Annotated in this window: 7 protein-coding genes; 5 read left to right on the top strand and 2 right to left on the bottom strand. The window is 64.7% G+C overall.

Going from position 1 to position 10,165, the window contains the following annotated elements; translation table 11 throughout:
• Positions 1 to 120 precede the first annotated feature (120 nt).
• A complete protein-coding gene (gene map, locus PHX69_RS12355) occupies positions 121 to 936 on the bottom strand; it encodes a type I methionyl aminopeptidase (RefSeq protein WP_288044021.1) in 816 nt (271 codons plus the stop codon).
• Between the two features lie 168 nt (positions 937 to 1,104).
• Between map and purL the strand changes: the two genes are divergently transcribed.
• The 5 genes from purL to PHX69_RS12330 all read left to right on the top strand — a co-directional run bounded on the left by purL (position 1,105) and on the right by PHX69_RS12330 (position 8,438).
• Positions 1,105 to 5,133 carry a phosphoribosylformylglycinamidine synthase gene (gene purL / locus PHX69_RS12350; protein WP_288044019.1) on the top strand — a complete coding sequence of 1,343 codons (4,029 nt, stop codon included), beginning with the start codon at positions 1,105 to 1,107 and terminating at the stop codon, positions 5,131 to 5,133.
• Between the two features lie 117 nt (positions 5,134 to 5,250).
• The gene (locus tag PHX69_RS12345; protein ID WP_288044017.1) at positions 5,251 to 6,354 is read left to right on the top strand and encodes a PDDEXK nuclease domain-containing protein; all 1,104 of its coding nucleotides are present in this window, start codon (positions 5,251 to 5,253) and stop codon (positions 6,352 to 6,354) included.
• A 140-nt stretch (positions 6,355 to 6,494) separates the two neighbouring features.
• Positions 6,495 to 7,469, top strand: a complete 975-nt coding sequence (locus PHX69_RS12340) for a DUF808 domain-containing protein (protein ID WP_119013115.1) — start codon at positions 6,495 to 6,497, stop codon at positions 7,467 to 7,469.
• Between the two features lie 162 nt (positions 7,470 to 7,631).
• Positions 7,632 to 7,802, top strand: coding sequence for a hypothetical protein (locus PHX69_RS12335; RefSeq protein ID WP_165887084.1), 171 nt, complete (start codon positions 7,632 to 7,634; stop codon positions 7,800 to 7,802).
• Between the two features lie 81 nt (positions 7,803 to 7,883).
• Positions 7,884 to 8,438: a phosphatase PAP2 family protein gene (locus tag PHX69_RS12330; RefSeq protein WP_288044014.1), complete on the top strand. Its 555-nt coding sequence runs from the start codon at positions 7,884 to 7,886 to the stop codon at positions 8,436 to 8,438.
• 9 nt (positions 8,439 to 8,447) lie between these two features.
• Here PHX69_RS12330 and PHX69_RS12325 read toward each other — a convergent pair whose 3' ends face one another.
• Positions 8,448 to 10,163 (bottom strand): sigma 54-interacting transcriptional regulator, encoded by a 1,716-nt coding sequence (locus tag PHX69_RS12325; RefSeq protein WP_502958526.1) that lies wholly within the window; start codon positions 10,161 to 10,163, stop codon positions 8,448 to 8,450.
• Between the last annotated feature and the right edge of the window lie 2 nt (positions 10,164 to 10,165).

Genomic DNA, 10,165 nt, shown 5'->3' with positions numbered 1-10,165 from the left:
AGGTGTCGCGCAGGGCTTGCAGTTCGGTCATGGCGTTTTATCCGGGAAGAGAAGCAACAGGCGCCACGCTACGCAAGAAACGTGCAAGCGCCGCAGGTGCGGCGCTGCGCGCAGGCGCGCTCAGGTGGTGGTGGCGTGGACGAAATCGGGCAGCGCCGGGTAGCCCGCCGACAGCGTCAGCACCTCGTAGCCCGTGGGCGTGACCAGCACCGTGTGCTCCCACTGCGCCGACAGGCTGCGGTCTTTGGTGATGATGGTCCAGCCGTCGTTACCCAGCTCTTTGATTTCGCGGCGGCCCACGTTGAGCATGGGTTCGATGGTGAAAATCATGCCGGGCTTGAGTTCTTCCAGGGTGCCGGGGCGGCCGTAGTGCAGCACCTGGGGCTCTTCATGGAAGTTTTTGCCAATGCCGTGGCCGCAGAACTCGCGCACCACCGACAGGCCGTGGCCCTCGGCAAACTTCTGGATGGCGTGGCCAATATCGCCCAGCTTGGCACCGGGCTTGACTTGCAAAATGCCGTGCCACATGGCCTCGTAGGTCAGGGCGCACAGGCGCTTGGCGGCCACCGAGCACTCGCCGATCAGGTACATGCGGCTGCTGTCGCCGTACCAGCCGTCCTGGGTGATGACGGTCACATCCACGTTGACGATGTCGCCTTTTTTCAGGGGCTTGTCGTTGGGAATGCCGTGGCACACCACATGGTTGACCGAGGTACACAGCGAGGCCGGGTAGGGCGGGTAGCCCGGCGGCTGGTAGCCCACGGTGGCCGAGCGTGTGCCCTGGCGGGCCATGCATTCGGCGCCGAGGCGGTCGATTTCGAGGGTGGTGATGCCGGGTTGAATGTGCGGTGCGATGTAGTCCAGCACTTCAGAAGCGAGGCGGCAGGCTTCGCGCATGGCGGCGATGTCTGCTGCCGTTTTGATGGTGATGCTCATGCGTCCAATTATCCCATCGCACCGGCTTTCTTGCCCCTGGCCGGTAAAATGCCGCGCTTGCCCCGTGCCTGCGCTGGCCTTTGGCACAGCAGCGCCGCCGCCGGTTCTGCCCGCTTTCCCCACTGCGATTTTTCCGCTTTTCCCTCTCCACCCAACCAGGCCGCCAACGTGACCTTGCACATGACCACGCTTGCGGGCGCCAACGCCCTCAGCCCCTTTCGCGCCCAGCAACTCCTGCCTGCGTTGCAGGCCATCCACCCCAAAATTGCGTCGATTGCCGCCCGCTTTGTCCACCTGGTGGCCCAGGATGCAGCGCCCACGCCCGACCAGCACGCGCGCCTGTCGGCCCTGCTGACCTACGGCGAGCCCTACGCTGGCCCCACCGAGGGCGCTGCCATCGTCGTCACGCCGCGCTGGGGCACGGTGTCGCCCTGGGCCTCCAAGGCCACTGACATTGCGCGCAACTGCGGCCTGCACATCCACCGCGTCGAGCGCGTGACCGAATACCGCGTGCAGCTGCAGTCCGGCCTGCTGAGCAAACCCAGTCTGAGCGCCGAGCAGCTGCAACAAGTGGCCGCGCTCTTGCACGACCGCATGACCGAATCGGTGCTGTTCGACCTGGCAGGCGCGCAGGCCCTGTTCACCGAACTGCCCGCGCAGCCCATGGAGCACGTCGATGTGCTGGGCGGTGGCCGCGCTGCGCTGGTAGCAGCCAACACCCAGTGGGGCCTGGCCCTGGCCGAGGATGAAATCGACTACCTCGCCCATGCCTTCCAGTCGCTGGGGCGCAACCCCACCGACGTGGAGCTGATGATGTTCGCGCAGGCCAACAGCGAGCACTGCCGCCACAAAATCTTCAACGCCCAGTTCACCATCGATGGCGCAGTGCAGGACAAGAGCCTGTTCGCCATGATCCGCAACACCCACCAGCTGGCGCCCCAGCACACGGTGGTGGCCTACTCGGACAACGCCTCCATCATGGAAGGCAGCGCGGTCGAACGGTTTGTAGCCAAAATGGCCTCTGGCGCGCATGCGTCGGGCGCTAGCAGCTATCAAAAAGAGAGCACAACCCACCATGTGCTGATGAAGGTGGAGACGCACAACCACCCCACGGCGATTTCACCCTTCCCTGGCGCCAGCACTGGCGCGGGCGGCGAGATCCGCGATGAGGGCGCCACCGGGCGCGGCTCCAAGCCCAAGGCGGGGCTGACGGGCTTTACGGTGTCCAAGCTCTGGGGCGGCGCCTCGGATCAAGAGGGCGGCAAGCCAGGCCACATCGCCAGCCCGCTCCAAATCATGACGGAAGGCCCGCTGGGCGGCGCCGCTTTCAACAACGAGTTTGGCCGTCCCAACCTGGCCGGTTACTTCCGCGAATACGAGCAGGAAGTGGCCGGTGTGCAGCGTGGCTACCACAAGCCCATCATGATCGCTGGTGGCTTGGGCGTGATCGACGCCGCGCAGACGCAAAAGGTGCTGTTCCCGGCGGGCTCGCTGCTGATCCAGCTGGGCGGCCCCGGCATGCGCATCGGCATGGGCGGCAGCGCCGCCAGTTCCATGGCCACCGGCCAGAACGCCGCTGAACTCGACTTTGACTCGGTGCAGCGCGGCAACCCTGAAATCGAGCGCCGGGCGCAAGAAGTCATCAACCACTGCTGGGCGCAGGGCGCGGGCAACCCGATTCTGGCCATCCACGACGTGGGCGCGGGCGGCCTGTCCAACGCCTTCCCCGAGCTGACCAACGACGCAGGCCGGGGCGCCCGCTTTGACCTGCGCGCCGTGCAGCTCGAAGAATCGGGCCTGTCGCCCAAAGAAATCTGGAGCAACGAGAGCCAGGAGCGCTACGTGCTGGCCATTGCGCCCGAATCGCTGGCGCTGTTCACGGCGTTTTGCGAGCGCGAGCGCTGCCCGTTTGCCGTGATCGGCACTGCCACCGAAGAGCGCCAGCTGGTGCTGCACGACCCGGCAGCCACCGCCGACGACCAGAAGCTGCCCGTGGACATGCCCATGTCGGTGCTGCTGGGCAAGCCACCCAAAATGCACCGCGATGTGCAGACCGTAACGCGCCCGTTCACGCCCATGGACTTGACCGGCGTGGCCCTGCAACAGGCGGTGATTGACGTGCTGAGCCACCCCACCGTGGCCTCCAAGCGCTTTCTCATCACCATTGGCGACCGCGCCGTGGGCGGCCTGACGCACCGCGACCAGATGGTCGGCCCCTGGCAGGTGCCCGTGGCCGACGTGGCCGTGACGCTGGCCGACTTCAAGGGCTTTGCCGGTGAAGCCATGGCCATGGGCGAGCGCACGCCGCTGGCCGCGCTCAACGCCCCGGCCTCGGGCCGCATGGCGGTGGCCGAAGCCATCACCAATCTGCTGGCCGCGCCCATCGAACTGCCGCGCGTCAAGCTGTCGGCCAACTGGATGGCCGCGTGCGGCGAACCGGGTGAAGACGCCGCCTTGTATGAAACGGTGAAGGCCGTCGGTATGGAGCTGTGCCCAGCGTTGGGCATTTCGATTCCGGTCGGCAAGGACAGCCTGTCCATGCGCACGCAGTGGAACGATGGCGGCGTGGCCAAAAAAGTGGTCTCGCCCGTCAGCCTGGTGGTCACGGCCTTTGCCACGCTGGCGGACGTGCGCGGCACCCTCACGCCGCAGCTCAACGCCACCGAAGACGACACCACGCTGGTGCTGATTGACCTGGGCAAGGGCCAAAGCCGCATGGGCGGCAGCATCCTGGGCCAGGTGCTGAACCAGGCGGGCGATGCCGCCCCCGACCTGGACGACGCGCAAGACCTGAAAAACCTGGTCGACGCCATCAACGCCTTGCGCGCGCAAGGCCACATCCTGGCCTACCACGACCGCAGCGACGGCGGCTTGCTGGCCGCAGTGGCTGAAATGGCCTTTGCCGGCCATGTGGGCGTGGCGCTGAACGTGGACATGCTCGTCACCGAAGGCGATGGCATCAGCGACAGCCGCATGGAAACCGGCGACGCCAAAAACTGGGCACAGCAGGTCAGCGCGCGGCGCGAAGAACTCACGCTCAAGGCGCTGTTCAACGAAGAGCTGGGCGTAGTGCTGCAAGTGCGCACCGAACAGCGCAACGCCGTCATGCAAACGCTGCGCGAGCACGGCTTGTCCAAATTCAGCCACTTTGTCGGCAAAACCCGCCCGCAAAGCTCCAGCATGGATGCGGGCAAGGGGCAGCTGTCGATCTGGCGCGATGCCAAGCAGGTGTTCGGCGCCGAGCTGGCTGATCTGCACCAGGTCTGGGACAGCGTGAGCTGGAAGATTTGCCAGCAGCGCGACAACCCCGCCTGCGCCGATGCCGAGCACGCCGCTGCCGGTGCCCCGCAAGACCCCGGCATGCACGTTCACCTGACGTTCGACCCGGCAGACAACGTGGCCGCGCCCTTCCTGAACCTGGCGCGCCCCAAAGTGGCGGTGCTGCGCGAGCAGGGTGTGAACTCGCACGTCGAAATGGCCTACGCCTTCACCGAAGCCGGTTTTGAGGCCTACGACGTTCACATGACCGACCTGCAAACGGGCCGCGTCCAACTGCAAGACTTCCAGGGCGTGGTGGCCTGCGGCGGCTTCAGCTACGGCGACACGCTGGGCGCGGGCATTGGCTGGGCGCGCTCCATCACCTTCAACCCGGTGCTGGCAGCGCAGTTCCAGGGCTTTTTTGCCCGCCAGGACACCTTTGGTCTGGGCGTGTGCAACGGCTGCCAGATGTTTGCCGAGCTGGCCGACATCATCCCCGGCGCGCAAGACTGGCCACGCTTCACCACCAACCAGAGCGAGCGCTTCGAGGCGCGCCTGTCCATGGTCGAGGTGCTGGAGTCACCCAGCCTGTTCCTGCAAGGCATGGCGGGCAGCCGCCTGCCGATTGCCGTGGCGCACGGCGAGGGCTACGCCAACTTCAAACACCGGGGCAACGCGGCGCAGGTGATTGGCGCCATGCGCTTTGTCGATAACACCGGCGCGGCCACCGAGCAGTACCCGTTCAACCCCAACGGCAGCGCGGGCGGCCTCACCGCCGTGACCACTGCTGACGGCCGCTTCACCGCCATGATGCCGCACCCCGAGCGCGTGTTCCGCAACATCCAGATGAGCTGGACAGACCTGGGCGCCAGCGGCGGCCAGGCCGCGCTCAGCCCCTGGATGCACCTCTGGCGCAACGCGCGCAAGTGGGTGGGTTGATCAGGATTTGCTCCTGAAATGAGAGCTGCTTGCGCTTGCTGTGCAAGGGCTGGCAGCCTTTTTTGTTCGAAAGTTAAGTGGCTTTGTTGCGTCACAAATCCATCTGGATGCGCTGACATGAGCGAACAACCCGCCTCCCTCACGCCACCGCCCCAGGGCTACGCCTCGCTGCTTGCCGACCTCAAGCAACGCGTGCGCCAAGCCCAGGTGCGAGCCATGCTATCGGTCAACGCGGAGCTGATTCGCCTGTATTGGGGCATTGGCCAGACTATTCATGAGCGTCAGCAGCAAGAGGGCTGGGGCGCGGGCGTGATTCCCCGGCTGGCGCGGGATTTGCACAACGAGTTGCCCGAGGAGAAGGGGTTTTCCGAGCGCAACATCAAGCGGATGCTGGCGTTTTACCGGGAATACGCCCAATTGGAGTGGGTGCCACAGCCTGTGGCACAAATGCCGCCCGCGCCAAAAGTGCCACAGGCTGTGGCACTTTTTACGGCCGAGCTGATTTTGGCCCTGCCTTGGGGGCATCACGCGGAGCTGATGGCCAAGGTCAAAGACCACGCCACGCGCCGCTGGTACATGCAGGCAGCGCTGGAGCATGGCTGGAGCCGCAATGTTTTGCTGATGCAGATCGAAACGGCTGCCCACCAACGCCATGGGCGCGCGGCCAGCAACTTTGCGCTGCGCCTGCCCAAGCCCGAATCCGATCTGGTGCAGCAGACGCTCAAAGACCCGTATTTGTTTGATTTTTTGACGCTCTCCGACCCGTTTCACGAACGCGAACTGGAAACTGGGCTGATGGCGCACCTGGAAAAATTTTTGCTCGAATTGGGGCAGGGTTTTGCCTTTGTCGGGCGCCAATACCACTTGGATATTGGTGACCAGGATTTCTACATCGACCTGCTGTTCTATCACCTGAAGCTGCGCTGCTACGTGGTGATCGAACTCAAGCGCGGCGACTTTAAGCCCGAGTACGCTGGCAAGATGAGTTTTTATTGCAGCGTGGTCGATGACCTGCTGCGCCACCCCAGTGACCAGCCGACCGTGGGCCTGATTCTGTGCCAGCAGCCCAACCGCGTGCTGGCCGAGTACGCCTTGCGCGGTGTCGAAAAGCCGATTGGCGTTTCCAGCTACGAGCTGACACGCGCCTTGCCGCAGGATTTGCAAACCAGCCTGCCCAGCATTGAGCAAATCGAGAGTGAACTGGGTGGTATCGATCCATGAGCTGCGTGGCGCACCAGGGCCAGCCCACTGGGATCGCTTTTTTCAATTCTCGAAATTAACTATCAAAAACATAGCTTCTTGCGCTTGCTGTATAAGCGCCGGAAGCTATTTTTGTTTGTTTTTTTGCAAGGAGCCACCCCATGGCCGGAGCCAGTTTGCTGACCCTGTTGGATGACATTGCCGCCATCCTCGACGATGTGGCCTTGATGACCAAAGTGGCCGCCAAGAAAAGCGTGGCCATGGCCGACGATGTGTCGGTGATGACCAAGGTGGCGGCGCAAAAAACCGCTGGCGTGCTGGGTGACGATTTGGCACTCAACGCCCAGCAGGTGGCCGGTGTGCGCGCCGAGCGCGAAATCCCGGTGGTCTGGGCGGTGGCCAAGGGCTCGTTCATCAACAAGCTGATTTTGGTGCCGCTGGCGCTGCTCATCAGCGCCTTTGCGCCCTGGGCGGTAACGCCGCTGTTGATGGTGGGCGGTGCCTTTTTGTGCTTTGAAGGCTGCGAAAAACTGGCGCACCAATTTCTGCACAGCCCCCACGAGGCCGAGGCCCAGCACGAAAGCCACGTCCTGGCCAACGCCAACCCGGCGCTGGATTTGGTGGCTTTCGAGAAAGACAAGATCAAAGGCGCGGTGCGCACCGATTTCATCTTGTCGGCAGAAATCATTGCCATCACCTTGGGCACGGTGGCTACGGCGGCGTTTGCCCAGCAGGTGGCGGTGCTGTCGGGCATTGCCATCATCATGACCGTGGGCGTCTATGGGCTGGTGGCGGGCATCGTCAAGCTCGATGACCTGGGCCTGTGGCTCAGTGGCAAGGCCAGCGCAGCGGCGCAGGGCCTGGGGCGTGCCATTGTGGCTGCGGCGCCCTGGTTGATGAAGGGGTTGTCGGTGGCGGGCACGGCGGCCATGTTCCTGGTGGGCGGGGGCATTCTGGTACACGGGGTGCCGCTGTTGCACCACGCGGTAGAGGCCGCTGGCGGGGCCGCAGGCGCCTGGCCGGTGGGTGCGCTGTGGCAGGTGCTGGTGCCCAACCTGCTCAATGCGCTGGTGGGCTTGGTGGCCGGTGCGCTGGTGCTGGCCGTGGTCACGCTGGGCCAGCGGTTGCGCCGCTGAACGGGGCTGCCCAAGGGCAGACCGGGGGGCGCTGGGATCGCCGTTGGCGGGATTTGGCGCGGTTTGGTGCAGTGGGCGGGCAGGTTTTGCGCGCCAGCCCTGTGCAGCTATGGCCTAATAGCGGGCTTTTCTTTTTCTTTTCACTTTTAGCGGAGGCCTCCCATGGGCAACAAAATCGTCACCGAAGCAGATCGCAAGCGCACCCCCCGTCCCCAGACGCCCAACGGCGTGACCCTGGGCACCCCTGGCCGTGGCCAGCGCGTGAGCCTGGAGCGCGGCGTGGCTACACGCAGCAAGAAGAACCCTGGCAAGCGCTCCAAGAAGGGCGGCTGATCGCCGCTGGCAGGGGCGCCTGGCGCCCCCTGCACACTACAAGCCCTCTTTGCAGAGGGCTTTTTTTTGGGAGAACGTACGGTGGACGACAAGGTTTTGCTGCTGCTCAACACCAGCGTGGGCCACAGCCCGGCGCTGCTGTGGGGCGCGCGGTGGGTGTCGCAGGAGTTGTCGTGGCTGCTCTGGGGCGCGCTGGCGCTGTCTGGCGTGGCGGCCCCGGGGCGCTGGCGCCGGGTGGCCTGGCGGGCGCTGGCCAGCATGGCACTGGCCTGGGCATTGGCCAGCGCGGTCAAGGCGCTGTGGCCGGTGCCGCGCCCGTTTGCGCTGGGGGTGGGCACGGCCTGGGTGGAGCAGGCGGCCAACGCCTCGTTTCCCAGCGTGCACACCAGTCTGGCGTTTGCCGTGGCGCTGAGCGTGTGGCGCAGCGGGCCGCGTTCTGGCGTTGCGCTGGTGTTGTTGGGGTGCGCGCTGCTGGTGGCGTGGAGCCGCATCGCCCTGGGGCTGCATTTTCCGCGCGATGTGCTGGCGGGGGCACTGCTGGGCGCAGCGTGCGCCTGGGCCTGCGCCGGGCGGTGGCCCGCACCGCCAGCGGATGGCGCTACAGCAAGCGCCGAACACCCGACACCGCTCGGGTGATGGCGGCAGTCAGCTGTTTTCTTGCAGGATGCCCCGGCTTTTGAGGCGGTAAAGCATTTGCGGACGGGTGATTCCCAGTAGCCTGGCGGCGGCTGCCACATTGCCACGGGCTGAATCGATGGCGCGCCGCAGCAGCATGGTTTCGATCTCGTCGAGTGATACGTTGTCTGCCGATGGATCGTTTTCGCCCAGTAGCAGGCCGTTGACGCGCCGGGTGACACGATCGATGTCGCTGTGTTCTGTCTGCACCGGCGAGAGCGAAGCCGGGCTGACCGACACCAGCTTGCCTTCGCCGTTGATGGCATACCGCTGGTCGCTGAACTGCTCGCCACAGGAAAACAGCTGGGGTGCGTCAATGGCCTCGCCGTCGCTGGCCAGAATCACGCCACGCTCGATGATGTTTTCCAGCTCACGCACGTTGCCAGGCCAGTCGTAGGACAGCATGGCATCGACCGCACGCTGGGTAAAGCCGGTCAGATGGCGCTCGTGGCGCAGGTTGAACCGGGCCAGAAAGTGGGCCATCAGCAGCGGGATGTCTTCGCGCCGCTCGCGCAGCGGCGGGATGCGAATCGGAAACACGTTCAGCCGGAAGAACAGGTCTTCGCGGAAGTTGCCCGCCTTGACTTCTTCGCGCAGATCGACATTGGTGGCCGCAATCACGCGCACATTGATCTTGCGGGTGGAGGAGTCGCCCACGCGCTCCACTTCGCCCTCTTGCAATACCCGCAGCAGCTTGCTTTGCGCGCCAAAACTCAGGGTGCCGATTTCATCCAGAAACAGGGTGCCGCCATCGGCGCGCTCAAAGCGGCCTTGGCGGCTTTGGCTGGCACCGGTAAACGCACCGCGTTCGACGCCAAACAGCTCGGACTCGATCAGGTTCTCAGGAATGGCCGCGCAACTCAGGGCGATAAAAGGTTTGGCGTGGCGTGAACTCCAGCGATGCAGCATGCGGGCAAACACTTCTTTGCCCACGCCGCTTTCTCCCAGCAGCAGCGCCGTGGCCTGGGTGGGGGCCACTTTCTTGATCAGATGCAGCACGGCGTTAAAGCCTGGCGAAATACCCACCGGGTGGTCCAAATCGCCCGTGGCCGTGACCGGGCGGGCGGTGACGCTGGGCTGGCGCGCCAGTGGCATCGGGCGGCTGGTGGCCGTCTCGGGCATCAGAAAGCGCATGTCTTTTCTGGACTCTTCGTCCCAGTCTTCCACCAGCTTGCCGACGATGCGGCAGGTCATGTGGCCCATGGACAGGCACTCGACTTCACGGTAGAGCACGGGCCTGCCCATGAATTCGGTGGAGTAGCCCGAGGCGTAGCCCGTTTGCATCCAGCAGGCGGGATCGGTATCGACCACGAAGTGCCGCATGTGCTCTTCGTCCTCGACCGAACTGGTCCAGAGAAACTCGCCGTAGTGGATGCCGCGCTCGATGTCGATGGTGAGCCGGATCACTTCAGAGCGGCCTATGCCGCCGAGGCAGTGCATTTGCGGGCCGACGGCAAACATGTCGTTGAGCGAGGCCTTGATGCGCACCTTGCGTGCCAGTTGCGCATCGCAAACGCCAGCGCAATAGCCCATGCGCATCATGAAACCGCGCGCGGCGTCCGTGCCCACATGCTCTATCAGCTCCTTGCGCAGCGCACCCAGTGCTTTGGCATGCACCAGCAGCATGCGCTGGTCATCCAGCCAGATCCTGCCGTCGCTGGTGGAAAAGTGCAGGCGCCCCATCAGAT

Source organism: Simplicispira sp. (assembly GCF_028687295.1).
GTDB classification, from domain to species: domain Bacteria; phylum Pseudomonadota; class Gammaproteobacteria; order Burkholderiales; family Burkholderiaceae_C; genus Simplicispira; species Simplicispira metamorpha.
This window is presented reverse-complemented; position numbering and strand designations above follow the sequence as displayed.